The sequence below is a fragment of the Clostridium sp. FP1 genome, assembly GCF_011065975.2.
Taxonomy (GTDB): Bacteria; Bacillota; Clostridia; order Clostridiales; family Clostridiaceae; genus Clostridium_AD; species Clostridium_AD tagluense.
In genome coordinates this window covers 1622872-1637928 of sequence record NZ_JAAMNJ020000001.1, presented here as the reverse complement: position 1 = coordinate 1637928, position 15057 = coordinate 1622872, and the positions used below count along the sequence as shown (strand labels likewise).

Below are 15057 nucleotides of genomic sequence, written 5' to 3'. Positions count from 1 at the left end.
ATTAAATCTTTACAACAATCAATTTTATTTAAATACATCTAATGTTAAGGTTCAACTACCAAAGTTGAAATGCTAAACAGTAGTTTACTTTTATTTAAATACATCTAATGTTAAGGTTCAACACGGTAAATGGTTTATAGAGGGGGAAATTTAACAAATTTAAATACATCTAATGTTAAGGTTCAACCTTTTGACAATTATACAAAAATAAAAGTATATTTATTTAAATACATCTAATGTTAAGGTTCAACAATAACAGGAGAAATAGTCAAGGGTGGTAAAATCGTATTTAAATACATCTAATGTTAAGGTTCAACAAAGGTACAAATATTTAGAAAGATAGGGGCGTACCCATTTAAATACATCTAATGTTAAGGTTCAACATAATCAGGACCCCATCTATTGTCCTGGTCATACCCAATTTAAATACATCTAATGTTAAGGTTCAACTCCCCGAATATCCATTTCACATAATCAAAAACGCATTTAAATACATCTAATGTTAAGGTTCAACAAAGAGTAGCAGAGCTTGAAGAGAGTTGCGAGAACAATTTAAATACATCTAATGTTAAGGTTCAACTTATAATTTATATGTTCAATGTATTAGTTGTCAATTATTTAAATACATCTAATGTTAAGGTTCAACCCGCATATGATTTTAGTACAGTAGGAAGCAGCGGATTTAAATACATCTAATGTTAAGGTTCAACAAGTGCAGCAGTTGCACCAGGAGATGCAGTAAGATTATTTAAATACATCTAATGTTAAGGTTCAACATGCTATTTCACAATCACTAAATGTACTTTCTCCGTATTTAAATACATCTAATGTTAAGGTTCAACCTACGCTCCAACCTCTTTTAACTCTGCATCTTAATGTTGATTTAAATACATCTAATGTTAAGGTTCAACTGAACCCGGAGAACATGAAATAACTTGTTATGTTTGATTTAAATACATCTAATGTTAAGGTTCAACATTACCTGTTAAATTCTTATAATCCCTCATAAGCATATTTAAATACATCTAATGTTAAGGTTCAACGGCAAGAGTGGGTCGAAAGCAATGGAATCAATTTCATTTAAATACATCTAATGTTAAGGTTCAACTTTATGCCAAGGCAGAGATGGAAAGATATATGAAGCATTTAAATACATCTAATGTTAAGGTTCAACCTACCGAGTAGCATTGTAAAGCTGACAGGTGATTAATTTAAATACATCTAATGTTAAGGTTCAACCAAATTTAGAACAATTAAAACAAATGGCATGTGGATTTAAATACATCTAATGTTAAGGTTCAACAGAACTCTTTAGCATCTTCTAAATGGCTTTCGTTTTATTTAAATACATCTAATGTTAAGGTTCAACCTTTCGTTAACGGAGAAAGTAATGACTTTATAGCAGAATTTAAATACATCTAATGTTAAGGTTCAACCCATGGAACGTGGAAAGATGCAAAATGTTCTTGCTGGATTTAAATACATCTAATGTTAAGGTTCAACTAGTTGGTAACGCTAATCTTTTTTGCAACCATTTAGATTTAAATACATCTAATGTTAAGGTTCAACTACTGTAAGTTAGCCATTGTTATTATACTTAAAAGCTCTTAATCGATTATAATGGCTAGTCTACATGTTTTTTTACCAGCCGTTTCATCTATAATTATAACTTTATTTAATAAGTATATGCAAGCTTTGTTTTTCAATAGGTTTCAGCCTTTAAAAATGAAATTAGGTTGGTAAAAAACTATTACAAAATTAGAGCTTCACTATCTTTAAAATTCACTCCAATGGTTTCTTCTCCAAAGCTTTGTTCATTCATTACTTTTATAATAGAAATAAAATCCTCTGTTTCATCTATTACTTTTTTTAAATCAGCACGCAACTTTATTAAATTAGATTGGGTTATTTCACCTCTAAAAATGGATTTTTGATGATGTTTAAAATACTTTTTACAAACTTTAAACACACGATTTACTCGTTTTTCTTTTATATCATAAAAAACAAAAGCATAATTGTAATTAGTTGTTTTCCCCATATTACTTCATCTCCTTCAATCTAAATGGGCTAAACTCTTTCCCCTCAAGGAAAAATTTTATAAGTTTATACCCATCTAGTTTAATTGCTGTTTCATAACTTACTTTACGTTTTAATATTGGGTGATCAAACACATTGTTAAATCTTTCTTCTAATGCTTCTATAAATATCTTTTTACCGGCCTCATTAAGCAAACAATAATTCAGTTTCTTATCAAAATGCTTTGACACTTGTATCCTTTTATTATTCACCACTTCAAATATTGTCTTATACACAATAATAGGCTTAAAAACTTCGCATAAGTCAAGACTTAAAGAAAATCTACTTTCACCTGGTTCATGTAAAAAGCTTATGGTTTGATTTAAATGAGTATTATAAATTTGAGATACAGTTCTTGCATATAAAATAGAATTCCCAAAGGATATAAGTGCATTTATTGGATTGTCAGGTGGTCTCTTCACTCTCTTATTCATAATAAAATCCTCTTGCAAGAAATATTTAAAACTATCATAAAATTTCATCCATATTTGTCCTTCTATAAAAAGAATCTGTTTTATACCCAAATCTTTACTTAAAAATATTGGTACATCTTTTTTCAACCAATCCAAAAGCTCCTTTAACTCCTTCTTTTCATGCTTATAGTAATGATATAATACTTCATGGATGTTATCTGCAATTCCCTGCACAAAAGCTTTTGCTATACAGATTCTATTCTCCAAAAAAGCTTTGGATTGTTTTATTGTTAAATTTCCACTAACTAAATATTCCTTTGGATAAAAAGTTCCACTGTATTTGCCATAATAATTAAAAAAATGAATTATTATGCCAGACTTACCAACGAAGTCTAAAAACTTAGTGTTCATACTTACTTCATTTAAGCAGTATATTTCCCTTGTAGATTCAATAGGCAGATAAAGATTTCCCTTGATATTTTTAAATTGAATGGAATTATCCTTCCTACTTAACTCTCCCATAGACATAATATATCTTGTACGCTTTCCCATAGAAAACGCTCCTCTCTTCGTTAAATAAAACAGTACTCATAATATGCACATTTTTTACACTTGGGCATATATTCGGTTTTTGGTGGCTTGTCCTGTGATATAAAAATACTTATTTCTTGAAGTAAAAGAGTAAGCTGTTTCTCATCCTCTTCAGTTAACTCCACAATTATTACCTTTTTATCCTGTTTGTTTTTTTCAACATATTCTATCCTTCCTTTTTTCTCAACACCCTTATCTTTTAAAACCTTAAGATATAATAAAGTTTGCCATTTAGTTGCCACTGTATCTGCATCCGATTTCTTCATTTCAACTAAATATTCCTCTGTAATTTTATCTATTTTTACACTATCAATAGCAATTTCCGTGTTTTTCTTTCCTTCATATTTCAGCTCATGTAGTACTTTTCCTATTCGCACATCTTCACTATTATCTTCTAAATTAATTCTATTTCCATGGAGCCAGCATTGGCGCTTACAATGAAAATAATAATTTATTAGAGTTCCTGTTATTTTCACGAAAACAATCCCCCTCCCGAATCCTCTTTGTATTTATTCCTATCAAATTTTCCTTCACTCGTTATATAATCAGTACCATTTTCTATATAATAAAGCCTTCCTATATTTTCATTAGAGAATTTCGGTGATTTATCATTTTTATTATCATAATCGTTATAATTATAAGTAAAATAAGCCATTCTTTGAGATACATTAGATAATTCTATTTTCCTTTTAGAATAGTCCATTTCCTTATCAGAAATTAAATTTTTATACTCCTCCCATACCATCTTTCCATCAACTATTACTTCTCCTGTTTCTTCATTTTTAATTTCATGTGCCAAAAACAACTGGTAATTCTCTTCTACAATTAATTTCATCATACTGCTCACTTTTTCAAAGTTCAAATACAAAACCGCTTCATCTAAATTCATAATATTTTCTTTGTTTTTTTCTGATTTTTTTTCTTCTAATCTTTTAAAACAATTTTCATAAAACTCTTCAAAATTCTTATTTATTAAATACTCTTGATAGCTTGGATTTGTTAAATCAAATTCTAATCTAAAATCTTCTCTATAAATTTTTTCTGCGGCATCATAATTAAAGAAAAAGGCTTCACAATCTTTTCTTTTGCAGGATCTATTTATTCTTCCTAAAAACTGTTCCTCTCCATCCAGCATTGATATGTCTTTAAAACCTATGTCCATATCAATGTCTACTCCCGCTTCTATAACTTGGGTTGCAACTACAATGACATCTTTACAAATAAAGTTTCCATCTGCATCCACTGCACTTATTTCACTTAAAATTTTATTTCGAATAAAATTACTGTCATCCCCTGTTATCTCGTGAATTTTCTTTTCAGGGTATGCCTTTTTCAACTCATTAAAGAATTCTCTTGCAGTTGTTTTCTTTATAAACTCAATAAGAAGCCTTGTGTTATCTCTTATTTTTACAACTTCGTCAATCTTCGATAAGATTTCTTCTTTAGAATTTTTTTCTTTACCAAGCAATTCAAAGTTCAATTTTACCCTATTCTTAAAAATTTCGTTCTGATAATACTTATTCTTATCTTTAATTAAATCGCAAAACCCACAAGTTTCCTCATGGAGTAGCTTATCTAATTTGGGTAAAGTTGCTGACATTATAATTATCTTTATATTTAGAGTTTTAGCAAAAGCATTTAAAAATTTTATGATTTCAGGCCATATTCTATTTCTATAGCTTTGCACTTCATCAATGATAACAATACTATTACATAGATGAATCAATGGTAAATTTATTTCCCTTCCAGTTCCAAATAAATAATTAAAAAAGTTAATATGTGTTGTTAATGCCACAGGATACTGTATCATCTGCCTGTTTAAGTAATCTTTTTTAAAATCAATTTTGCTATCATATTCTTCATTTTTATCGTTTTTTTCTGCTTCCGTTACTATTGGAGTGACAGAATTAATTACAGCCACCCTAAAATTTTTTTGCATGTTTTCATTAAAAACCCCATCAAAAACTTTCTTAGTTTGTTCAATTAAAGTGTTGAAAGGAAAAATATAGAATATTTCATTGTATTGAGGAAGTTTTTTCACCATATTTAATGCTAAATTTATTGAAGTGTTTGTTTTTCCACTACCCGTTGGTGCCTCTAAATAAAAAATATTGTGCTGCTCCAAATTTTCCAATAAATTTGTTTCTGCTTCTAAAAACAACTCTGACCTCAATGTATTTATTGAATTTTTCCCAAAAAAGTCCTTATTATTTCTATAAACATTAATGCCATTATATATATCTGTATTTTTATATACTTCAAGAATCGAATCTACATTGTCTATACATTTAAACTCAGGCTCGTTTCCGGTATCATAATTATATGTAGCGTAAAAATCGCAGCTAACTATGGATGAATATAATAACTTTGTTAAAATATAAAATTCAAAGGAATCATGTTTATCATTACTTATATCTCCAAGCAAATTCAACTTCAACTGTTCTTTTAACTCTATAGAGTTTTTATAATATGTTACATAGGATGGATTATCACAAATTGTATCTTGAAAATCTATTAAGCCTTGTAAAAAATCGCTTTCGCCAAAGTCAGTCAATCTAGTATGATGTCTTGAAATAACATATGAGAAGCTTAAAAGTACGTATCTTAAAAATGCTCTTGCTTTTCTACTGTCTATACTTTGAATTTTAGGCAATAAAACATCGATATAAATCAAAGCTGACAACATCGAATGATTGCTATCTGACGTCTCTGCTGTGTTTTCAAATTCAATTTTAAAATTTTTCATTTTTTTAAACTGAAAGGCAGGATTTATCTTGCCCATATCATGTAAATATATTGCATTTACAAAAAGCTCAAGTATTAATTCAGATGGGGCATCTTCTATTTTTTTACCCTTATATTTTAAATTACAAATACACTTTTGTAGAATTTCATTTATTCCTCTTGTCTTAGATAACTTATAAAAAAATTCTATAGTTTTTTGTGAATGCTCTATTATAGGTTCTGGCTTTTTTTTATTACCTATATGTGCATACAGTAAATCTCCATATAGCACACTGTATTCAATATCATGTAGTTCAACCTCTTCAAGGTTCTTATATTTCAATATAACTACCACCCTTCTTTTTCATTAAGGCAAAAAGGAATACCTTTTTCATAAAAGCAAAGGTATTCCTCTGAAAATAATATTTTCTAGAAAAATGCTATTATCTTCCCCTCTTCCTTGTAAATACTATCATTAGTTGCAACCTCTTCTATGAGTAAACTTGTGTAACATAGTTCCCTAAATTCATAGAAATTATATTGTTTACTGAGTGAAACTGGAGAAAACTCTTTAAAGAAGTATGTGTCTCCACCTTCAATATATGGCGAATCTCCTAGCGTTACCGTTTCTACTAGAAATAATGAATCAATATGTTCTATGTCTTTTACTTCTTCAAGGTTAACAATTTTGCAATCTTCAATAACAGCTGGATGATCGTTCTTACCCAAATAAGGAATATAAGTACATTTGGTATGAATTAAATAATCTTCCAATTTATCAAACAATGCTTGTTCTATAGAACCATCATTTAAAAGATAGATTTCCCACAGCGGATTTTCAATCCACTGTTCCCGCACAATTAAATTCCCACCTGCTTCTCCACTTGCATATCCAACACTATTATTAAATATTTGTACCTTCTTTGAAAAGTATCCATTCTTTCCATATGGGTTTATACAAATTTTCAAATCTTTAAGTTTTGAGTAAAACTCTGGATATTCTACACTATTTCCTTCTTTTATACTCCTATTTTGCTGAATATGTCCCTGTAAACCAATTACTGCGCCTAAAATCCCAAGTAATGCTACTTTATGAATATTATTATAAGTAAAATACGTATTTACATTTACATCTGGTTTCTTAAAAAAAGCAGTTCTTCCTGTTAATTTGAATTTTATAGCCTGCATCTTCCTCACCTCTTTTCATTTTTTGACTATTTAACTTAGTATAAAAGTTTAAATTTCTTCATTAGTAAATATATTCCTTACTTCTACCTTATTAAATTCATGTTTAATATCTGTTGTAAATGGATTGTAGTATAACTCTATTTTTTCTATTTGATCCATGATTTTACCGTTTACAATTGCACTAATTTTTCTTAAATCTATAATATTCTTTACTTCGCCCTTCTCAAAGGTCACATATCTATCAAGATTGGGTAAATATGCTTCAGATCCATCTATACATTCAATAAATAATGCAAATTCATTTTCACAACCTGATTTACTGTTAGTATTCAATGCAGTAGCTCCTACTAAAGCAGCTTCTTTAAATAGATTATATCCATCTTTTGTATATCCACTAAACCCATCAATTAAACCACTATATTCATTATAGTTGTTTGGATTCACTGAGAATGGGTATACATAATGTGCTTCATTACTCACAATTTTTTTACCTAAACTTGATGCATCTGCGTCAAGCTTTTTTGAATTTCTAAAAGGGGATAAAATATCCTGTACTTCTGTATTACTATACTCATACTTATTAAAGCCTTGACCAATCTGCACAGCCCCTGTAATACTTATATTCTGATCTGCCACTGCGAAGGTTGCCCCAAAATTCATCACATCTATTGCTGAAAATAAATTTTTCAATACTTCCTTTGATGAAGTTTTATTATCAATTATTGCTGGTGCAAATATTTCATTATACCTTTCTGTTAATTCCTTAGGCTGCAATTTATCTTTTTCTTCTGCTTTAGCTTTTTCATCAATTTTATAGGTCTTTATATATAAAATTTTTTTCCCCTTATCCTTTAAATATTTTTTAATTGAATATTTAAGTGCTTTATCACTTCCAAAAACATTACCATCACTAGTTGCCTTTGGTCTTCCTGTAAAATCTGCATTCCAGTTTGCCATAATACTTGCAATACCAATCAATCCATACACTCTATTTTTCATCATTTTTTAAGCCCCCTTTTTTTCATAAAAAACATTGCTTGCTAAAAGCCCAGCAAGCAACATCTCTTGCATGCTATCCACTATTTTTCTATCTGCATCATATCCCATAACCATACTCATTGCGTTCTTAAACTTTATATTATTGAATCCAATTGCATGCTTATATACTGCAAATATCTCTTTCAATTGTTTCTTCAATTGACTTGAATCTTTTGCATTTAATATTGGTTCAAAAATCCCAAAATTTTTCCTATCACTTTCAGATTGAGATAATATATAATAGGCTAATTGACCTGTTGCAAAATAAAATTCCTCATCACTGTCACACACTACTAACTCATCTGAAACTAGTTTAAGTTTTAAACTATCCATAGTATTTTTAATCTTATCTGCCATTTTTTCTCCTCCTAATTCAAAATAATTTAATAATGAAATTCTTAAATTATACGCTTTAGCTATTCTATCAAAATTAAATCCTTGTACAGTTGTTTTGAATTTTTCCTGAATTAAATCCATTGTGAGTTTATTTATATTAGCCTTAATTGATGAGTCTACACCCCTACTGAAAAAGTCAAATAGTCCATCTCTTCCAAGGATAAACAAAGCTCTCATTTGCCCTGTAAACTCATTAGACTTTATATCTGGCTCATTGTCTTTAAAATATCCAAAAAGCTTATTATTGAAAAAATATTCGCTAAACCTCTGTTGTAGAATTCCATAGTCTTTTATATGCTCATTTTTTATCGGAACCTTCAATGAATTTTTATCCTTCTTATCTATTCTCTCTTCTATATTTAGCGCATTATACAAAATAAAGTTTAGTTTAGATCCGCTAAAAGGTATATTATCAAATTCATCTATTTCTGATTTTTTATTTAAATGTATTGAGAGATAGGATTTCCCATTTTTATGAGAATCGGTTCCATTGAATTTATAATTATAGTCTAATTTAATTTCTTTGAATTTACCCTGTATCGCAAGCCATTCAAAGAAGTTTTTTGCATTTTGAACCTCTCCGACTTTCACCCTATAAGGTGCATTGGTTTGCATAGTTTTCAATAGCAGATATGGTTTTTTTGTGTTTGTAGTAATATTATTGCTTGGTAATCCTAAAATTTTCCCATCAATAAACAGATTGTAATCATTTACATTGAAAATCCTAGGAATGGTGTATACTTGGCTTTCCATCTCATACATTTCTTTTTTATAATCCAAAAATATTTTTATGTAGCCGTTAAAAGGGTGCCTTTCCATAAATTCTTTTATACTATCAATAATTCCATCAAAATTCTCTAAAATAAACCTTTTGTTTTCTTCTATGCTTTTTATTCTTTGTTCAGTTCTTATATATTCAATTTGTTCTTTGAAATAAGTTTTCAAAAATTCTTCCTTTTCTGCATTTTTCAGTGTTCCTTTTGTATATTTACTATTTTCATAAATTTCCATAAACTTATTTTCTGAAAGCATCAATTTGTCAAAATACTTTTCTATAAGTTCAAGTAGCTTTTCTTTTTTAATAACAGGCTTCCCATTAGTAGCCTTACCAATCACAGGACACTTATCTTTTTTCATGAAAAATGTCATTTGATTTGTACTAAGTATTTTTTTTGCTGGAAGATCAATACACTTATTTGTATCCTCATTTAAAATCACACTATAATAATCCATTTCTCTAAACCACTTATACAACTCTGGCTTTTTTATCTCAGTTCCATCAATACCCTTATCTTTTTCTTTATTATTCACTATAATAAAATTTTCTTCACAAATTTCAATTGGTTTATTCACATCCAGCTTTATATAAAGTCCATCTTTTAATCTGTAATTATCTAAAACAATATTCTTATCATCTACCAATGCTTCTTTAAAAGGTTTAACCATATCCTTTATCATATCTTACATCTCACCCCCACTATTTTAAATATTGTGCATTACAATAGCCTAGCCCAGCGGCTGAAGATTTTTCCCCAATTCCTGTAGCTTCAGCTACAAACGCTAATTTTTGAGAAATTATATCATCGTTTGGAATAATTTTGAATTTATTGGCAAGTAATTTGGTATTTTTATAAAAAAAAGACATTGGCTTATGATTTAGGATTTCTATATGTTGTATGAAACTCTGCTTTACATTCAGTGCTTCCCCATAATATGCTTTGTATTTCTTTTCTAAATTCATCTGAAATCGCTGTTGTAATAACATAAAATTATCCTGTGGCAACCAATGTTTGTTGTCTACTGTTACTAAAGCTGGTGTTACTGTATACAATTCTATAATATGTTTTTGCTTGATATTGTTTTGTTCAATTGCAATTATTTTCATAAAGTCACTTTGTACTTTAGGAAGCAATAATTTTAATTTTACTATAAAGTTTTCTTCCAGGCTTCTAATTCTAAATACATATATTCTTCCTCTTTTATAAGTTTTATCACTTTCCAATGGATACAGCAAATCAAAGCAGTAATTTTTATATTCATTTCTTACATGCTTCTCTGCTAACTGATTATCCATGTATGACGCCTTATTTATAACTTGCCCAATTACCTCACCTGCTTTTGTAAAATAAACATCTTGTAATAAGCATGCCGTAATTGTCAATCCAGCATATTCCATATTTTTTTCTTACCCTCCTATTCGTTTTTATTTTTGCTAATGGAAGCATAACCGTACTTTTTCAAGTCACTCCTATCACCAATTTATATCATATTATATCTTTAATTGCACATTGTCAATATTTTTTATGTTTTAGTCAATTAATTAATAATGATACTTTAATATTTGAATAAATAAAAATACCTGCTACAAGTCAATTAATTAATAAATTTAAATACATTTCATGTTAAGGTTCATTATACTCTAGCACTGATATTTTTATATAAATAGAATACTTCAAATTTACATATAAGTCAAATTAAATTAAAACAATATATAAATTAATTTTAAAAAGCTACCTGCGTATTCTGAAAAAAAACTAACATATTTAATTTCATTATTACTCATATTCCGCTTAGATGATAAAACATATAATAATGAAAATCTAACGGAAGTTTATGAAATATTGAAATCTCATAACGTTGACATGAATGATTTTCATTATATAGCTGACAGCTCAACATTCACAGAAAACAATATTGAAACATCTTAAATTAAACGAGGACATTTTTTTGAAAGGTTGTAATTAGAAACTCTATAAACACAAAAAAAATTTTGGATTCAAAGGGGCTTTGAGGGGAGTGATTAGCAGGATTTTATGACGATATATTTATTTCATGAAAAAATTCCTCACATTTTAATGCAGTTGTTTCTTTACTTTGTTTCTCAAAAATCTCATATAGATATTTAACAAAACCCACCGCATGTTCCCTACTAACCATTACTTCATCATAAATTCTATTGTTAATCTCCTGTAAACTTTTTTGCTTCTTCTAAAGTAATTTTTCCTTTTACATTGTGAATCTCTACTATAATCATACAAAATACATTTTCTAAATCACAAGAAAAAAAGCCCCCAATAGTGCAATATCATTAAGTTAACCATCTTGTGACAAATAGAATTATAGCCAATTGAAAGTATGTATGCTTTCAATTGGCTTTTTTCTTTTACAACTCTTATTTTTGGGCATGCAAATAAGACAGAGACATTTCTCCGTCAAAAATTTTTTTTAATAGTGATTATTTATGCTACTCTATATATGAAGCTAACTGACGATTTGGTTCTGACTTTGCGAGGGTCTCTTCTTCCATTTCGTATAGGTAATATATTCTTTTTAATAAGTGCTTCTACATTAGGCGGTGATTCTACATTCCTACATCTGAAATAGTGCAGGCAAATTGATATTGCCATGGTGAAATTAACCTGATAGATGTATTTTCTGTCTTTCTGCTGTATGACGACTTGCGTTGTGATCATTTCGCAGAAATTATACATGGTGAGCCGTGCAAATATCTCTTGTACGATGTAGGCCGTCTTTTTTGAATGAAGGTTTGTTAGTCCAATGGCATATTTTAGTTCTCTAAATGATGTCTCAATTCCCCAACATAAGTGATATATTTCTTTAATCCTTTCCGCAGGAAATTCTTTTTCAGTAATGTTTGTAATGATAACTTCGTAGATATTCTCTGATATAGGAAAGCGAACAATTCTAAAGTTTATTGAATAAATTCCTTTATATCCAACTGGAAGATAGTCAAAATTTTGATTTTTGGGCATAAACTTATATTTTTCTGGATGTGCCTTTATTTCATTCGTCTGTCGTCTAGTCAATAAAATTCTGTACTCTATATTTACCTCCCATAGAAAGTAAAATATTCAGCATATCTTTGAAATACAGTTTTCGTTTTCTAGTAAAATCCTTCTCTGGGTCGTTAACAAACAGCCTCGAGTTTTCATGCATTTCAGCTAACACAGTGTCCAATTTTCCCTTTATTAAATATGCATATTCATTCATGAGTGAGCCTCCTTAAAAATCCTTGTAATTAAGGGGCTTCGCCACATTTTTTTTACTATTTATCAAGTTTTTTTGAAAATTCCCTGGAATTTCTCTGAAAATTATATAAAAAAAACAGGGTATGCATTTTTAAACATACTCTGTTTTAAAACTATTGTTTGAATTTCTTAACTTAATGACATTGCCCAATAGGGGCTTATACTAATATTTTTTTAAATTTTCTCTACTTCTTCTATTGATAATCCAGTACTTTCTACGATTATATCAATAGGTATCCCGTTTTGCAAAAGATTTTTAGCTATTCCTATTTTTGCTTTTATTTCTCCCTTTTCTTCTGCAGTTCGTATTTCTTCTATTCTGTTCATTCTAACTTTTTTTTCACTTTCATAAACTTCTTTTTCTTCTTTGCTCATATACATTATATCTAATTGTTCTACCGCTTTTTTTACTGCATCATCTACAGCTAATTCTTGTGGGATATTATCCTTATCAATTTGATAAGCTCTATTTAGAAACGCCGTCCATCTATCAATAGCTGTTTTTATTTCTTTGTAGTCCTTTTTAAATTTATTAAGTTCTATAAAGTGTAACTCAAATAAATCTGAGAACTGCTTTTTACTATTTTCAATATATGGTTTTACAGTATTATGATAGTCTTCTTCGCCTTCTAATTGCCCAAGGTTGAAATCAAGGATATGAATTCCTATAGTTTTCTTTAATTCTGCATACTCTTCTCCACTCTCAATTTGGTCTGAAAATACTTTTGCCCAGTAATAAAAAGCTCTTTTATCATAAGATCCTTGTTCTGCTATTTGCATCTCTATATCATACCATTTACCATTTTCATCTACTGCTTTTATATCTAGTATAGACATTTTTCCTTTTAAATAATTTGCTATATTATAAGGATTTTTAAATTTTACATTAACTATTTGTTGGTCTTCAGATAATACTGAATTAATGAAAGCTATTAGTATATCTTTATTTTCTTCTGAGCCAAATAACTTCTTAAAAACAAGATCTATTTTCGGATTCAATCTACACATGCAATCACTCCCTTTAACTAATATAATTATACCACAACTATATGATAAGCTTCATCATGCATTTGTTTTTTAAGTGGAATTCACACCCTAGAATTCAGCGCCTTGCCACAATCTTCATTTCAATCTCCAATGGAGCTTAATGTCTTTAGGAATGATTGATATGTCACATCTTCATAATAATGGGTGCGACAAAAAGTCAAACAGCTCAAAGTATCATCAGAGCTGAAGCATGATTTTTCCTTTATAGATGACGATTTCATTTATGATTTATTTCCTGAATACAATTGTTATAATAAATATAAATTTGGAATCATATACACTACATCCATATTACCCTTTTGCTTGTACTCATTTAACACACAAATCTCTTCTAACATTTTTATCACTTCTTGTGGCAGTAAATTCTGCAATAACGAGTTTTCAGTGCCTATTTATATGAAAAAGTCAGAAAGCTACTATCCCTTTAGGGTAGTAGCTGAACGGCTTAATGCTTATCCTTGATTCTGAATATATTTCTCTATTGTTTCTTTTGACCTTCTTTGTTATATTTCTAGCCAATTAGTCAAATCATTATTAAATTCGTTTGATAGCATATCTAAAACATATTCTTGACTCTCTGACCATAATTTAGATGAATCCATTCTCAATAAATCATACGTATGTGCAGTCATAAATTTAACTAAAGCTTCTTCTGAACTTATATTGTATATACTTACTAAACTTTTAACTACATATGTTACTATTGCCATCCTTGATAATTCTATCCTTTCAGGTGTTATTTTCATACTATTTCTTTCCTCCATCTAAACACTAACTCTTCTAAATGATCTTCTGCTATCCTTTTATTTCTTTTTGCCAATCTTACTGCATGCTCTTTCACACCTGTGGTGTAAAATCCCTGTCCAAAATCCTTATACCCTTTTCCTTTAAAAATATCTATTTCATCAAATTTAGTTATGCTCCCATGATACAATCTTTTTATCATATATCCCCACCTCGCTCTCTTATAAACTCTTCTATATCCTCTGCTATTCCTTCTTCTCCTGTTAAGTGAAAAGGTTCATAACACAACCTAATGTATCTTAATATATTATATTTTTCATCCTTCTCAATAAATGTTTTAGGAGTTATTCTCCATCTAGTTATTAGATAGCTACTCATAATTACCTGTAATTGAATAATATTATCTTCTATACACATTTACTCAACCGTTGCCAAATATCTATAAAAATCTATAAATTTTATTTAATCCCCTGTTCAGCGTGTCCGATTTTGTAATCCTTTCGTATATACTACTTTCGTTTGCTATAACACTCCAAGGCCTTAAATCCTCATACAACGCATGGTACATATTAGTAGTATCGTTTAAGTTATTAGTCATCTTCTTCGAAGGTGTTAACCTACTAATTTATATCTTGCTAGATTGATACTTGCATTATAATCTCTATCCATAATACAACCACATTCCTCACAGATATATCTCCTTTCAGATAATGAAAGTTTCGGCTTTATATGACCACACTCACTACAAATCCACCCAACTTTTTATAAGCTTCACACCCACCTTTAACAGC

At 29.1% G+C, this 15057-nt stretch carries 16 protein-coding genes and 1 CRISPR repeat array (1 of these 17 only partly in view); all 16 genes read right to left on the bottom strand.

The features are described from left to right. A CRISPR array of direct repeats spans positions 1–1569; the repeat unit is 30 nt; unit sequence ATTTAAATACATCTAATGTTAAGGTTCAAC (it extends 822 nt beyond the left edge of the window). A 181-nt stretch (positions 1570–1750) separates the two neighbouring features. The 16 genes from cas2 to G9F70_RS07835 all read right to left on the bottom strand — a co-directional run bounded on the left by cas2 (position 1751) and on the right by G9F70_RS07835 (position 15016). Continuing rightward, complete coding sequence (cas2, locus tag G9F70_RS07905) at positions 1751–2038, bottom strand: CRISPR-associated endonuclease Cas2 (RefSeq protein ID WP_164945503.1); 288 nt, start codon at positions 2036–2038, stop codon at positions 1751–1753. A 1-nt stretch (position 2039) separates the two neighbouring features. Next, on the bottom strand, positions 2040–3041 hold the full coding sequence (cas1b, locus tag G9F70_RS07900; RefSeq protein WP_164945502.1) for a type I-B CRISPR-associated endonuclease Cas1b: 1002 nt from the start codon (positions 3039–3041) through the stop codon (positions 2040–2042). 20 nt (positions 3042–3061) lie between these two features. After that, a complete protein-coding gene (gene cas4 / locus G9F70_RS07895) occupies positions 3062–3556 on the bottom strand; it encodes a CRISPR-associated protein Cas4 (protein ID WP_164945501.1) in 495 nt (164 codons plus the stop codon). Continuing rightward, complete coding sequence (gene cas3 / locus G9F70_RS07890; protein ID WP_164945500.1) at positions 3553–6147, bottom strand: CRISPR-associated helicase Cas3'; 2595 nt, start codon at positions 6145–6147, stop codon at positions 3553–3555. Before cas3 ends, cas4 begins: the two co-directional genes overlap by 4 nt. A gap of 86 nt (positions 6148–6233) precedes the next feature. Further along, positions 6234–6992 carry a type I-B CRISPR-associated protein Cas5b gene (cas5b, locus tag G9F70_RS07885; RefSeq protein WP_164945499.1) on the bottom strand — a complete coding sequence of 253 codons (759 nt, stop codon included), beginning with the start codon at positions 6990–6992 and terminating at the stop codon, positions 6234–6236. Positions 6993–7040: 48 nt separating this feature from the next. Next, on the bottom strand, positions 7041–7994 hold the full coding sequence (locus G9F70_RS07880) for a type I CRISPR-associated protein Cas7 (RefSeq protein WP_164945498.1): 954 nt from the start codon (positions 7992–7994) through the stop codon (positions 7041–7043). A 3-nt stretch (positions 7995–7997) separates the two neighbouring features. Beyond that, complete coding sequence (locus G9F70_RS07875; protein ID WP_164945497.1) at positions 7998–9884, bottom strand: hypothetical protein; 1887 nt, start codon at positions 9882–9884, stop codon at positions 7998–8000. 19 nt (positions 9885–9903) lie between these two features. Then, a complete protein-coding gene (locus G9F70_RS07870; protein WP_164945496.1) occupies positions 9904–10602 on the bottom strand; it encodes a CRISPR-associated endoribonuclease Cas6 in 699 nt (232 codons plus the stop codon). Positions 10603–11237: 635 nt separating this feature from the next. Then, a complete protein-coding gene (locus G9F70_RS26950; protein WP_263484274.1) occupies positions 11238–11363 on the bottom strand; it encodes a hypothetical protein in 126 nt (41 codons plus the stop codon). 302 nt (positions 11364–11665) lie between these two features. Continuing rightward, positions 11666–12253 (bottom strand): transposase, encoded by a 588-nt coding sequence (locus G9F70_RS07865; protein ID WP_164945495.1) that lies wholly within the window; start codon positions 12251–12253, stop codon positions 11666–11668. After that, on the bottom strand, positions 12246–12437 hold the full coding sequence (locus tag G9F70_RS07860; RefSeq protein WP_164945494.1) for a hypothetical protein: 192 nt from the start codon (positions 12435–12437) through the stop codon (positions 12246–12248). Before G9F70_RS07860 ends, G9F70_RS07865 begins: the two co-directional genes overlap by 8 nt. Before the next feature lie 212 nt (positions 12438–12649). After that, the gene (locus G9F70_RS07855) at positions 12650–13483 is read right to left on the bottom strand and encodes an Rpn family recombination-promoting nuclease/putative transposase (protein ID WP_164945493.1); all 834 of its coding nucleotides are present in this window, start codon (positions 13481–13483) and stop codon (positions 12650–12652) included. Between the two features lie 542 nt (positions 13484–14025). Beyond that, positions 14026–14268 carry a hypothetical protein gene (locus tag G9F70_RS07850; protein WP_164945492.1) on the bottom strand — a complete coding sequence of 81 codons (243 nt, stop codon included), beginning with the start codon at positions 14266–14268 and terminating at the stop codon, positions 14026–14028. Then, the gene (locus G9F70_RS07845) at positions 14265–14468 is read right to left on the bottom strand and encodes a DUF3990 domain-containing protein (RefSeq protein ID WP_224617469.1); all 204 of its coding nucleotides are present in this window, start codon (positions 14466–14468) and stop codon (positions 14265–14267) included. Before G9F70_RS07845 ends, G9F70_RS07850 begins: the two co-directional genes overlap by 4 nt. Then, positions 14465–14644, bottom strand: coding sequence for a DUF3791 domain-containing protein (locus tag G9F70_RS07840; RefSeq protein WP_224617468.1), 180 nt, complete (start codon positions 14642–14644; stop codon positions 14465–14467). The genes G9F70_RS07845 and G9F70_RS07840 overlap by 4 nt, the downstream gene beginning before the upstream one ends. 234 nt (positions 14645–14878) lie before the next feature. Beyond that, complete coding sequence (locus G9F70_RS07835; protein WP_411956014.1) at positions 14879–15016, bottom strand: zinc ribbon domain-containing protein; 138 nt, start codon at positions 15014–15016, stop codon at positions 14879–14881. Positions 15017–15057: the final 41 nt, after the last annotated feature.

Coding starts and splice junctions, on each gene's coding strand:
- G9F70_RS26950 (WP_263484274.1), bottom strand. CDS start 11,363: ATGGTTAGTAGGGAACATGCGGTGGGTTTTGTTAAATATCTATATGAG.
- G9F70_RS07850 (WP_164945492.1), bottom strand. CDS start 14,268: ATGAAAATAACACCTGAAAGGATAGAATTATCAAGGATGGCAATAGTA.
- G9F70_RS07875 (WP_164945497.1), bottom strand. CDS start 9,884: ATGATAAAGGATATGGTTAAACCTTTTAAAGAAGCATTGGTAGATGAT.
- G9F70_RS07880 (WP_164945498.1), bottom strand. CDS start 7,994: ATGATGAAAAATAGAGTGTATGGATTGATTGGTATTGCAAGTATTATG.
- cas5b (WP_164945499.1), bottom strand. CDS start 6,992: ATGCAGGCTATAAAATTCAAATTAACAGGAAGAACTGCTTTTTTTAAG.
- G9F70_RS07840 (WP_224617468.1), bottom strand. CDS start 14,644: ATGAGTAGCTATCTAATAACTAGATGGAGAATAACTCCTAAAACATTT.
- G9F70_RS07870 (WP_164945496.1), bottom strand. CDS start 10,602: ATGGAATATGCTGGATTGACAATTACGGCATGCTTATTACAAGATGTT.
- G9F70_RS07845 (WP_224617469.1), bottom strand. CDS start 14,468: ATGATAAAAAGATTGTATCATGGGAGCATAACTAAATTTGATGAAATA.
- cas2 (WP_164945503.1), bottom strand. CDS start 2,038: ATGGGGAAAACAACTAATTACAATTATGCTTTTGTTTTTTATGATATA.
- cas1b (WP_164945502.1), bottom strand. CDS start 3,041: ATGGGAAAGCGTACAAGATATATTATGTCTATGGGAGAGTTAAGTAGG.
- G9F70_RS07855 (WP_164945493.1), bottom strand. CDS start 13,483: ATGTGTAGATTGAATCCGAAAATAGATCTTGTTTTTAAGAAGTTATTT.
- G9F70_RS07860 (WP_164945494.1), bottom strand. CDS start 12,437: ATGAATGAATATGCATATTTAATAAAGGGAAAATTGGACACTGTGTTA.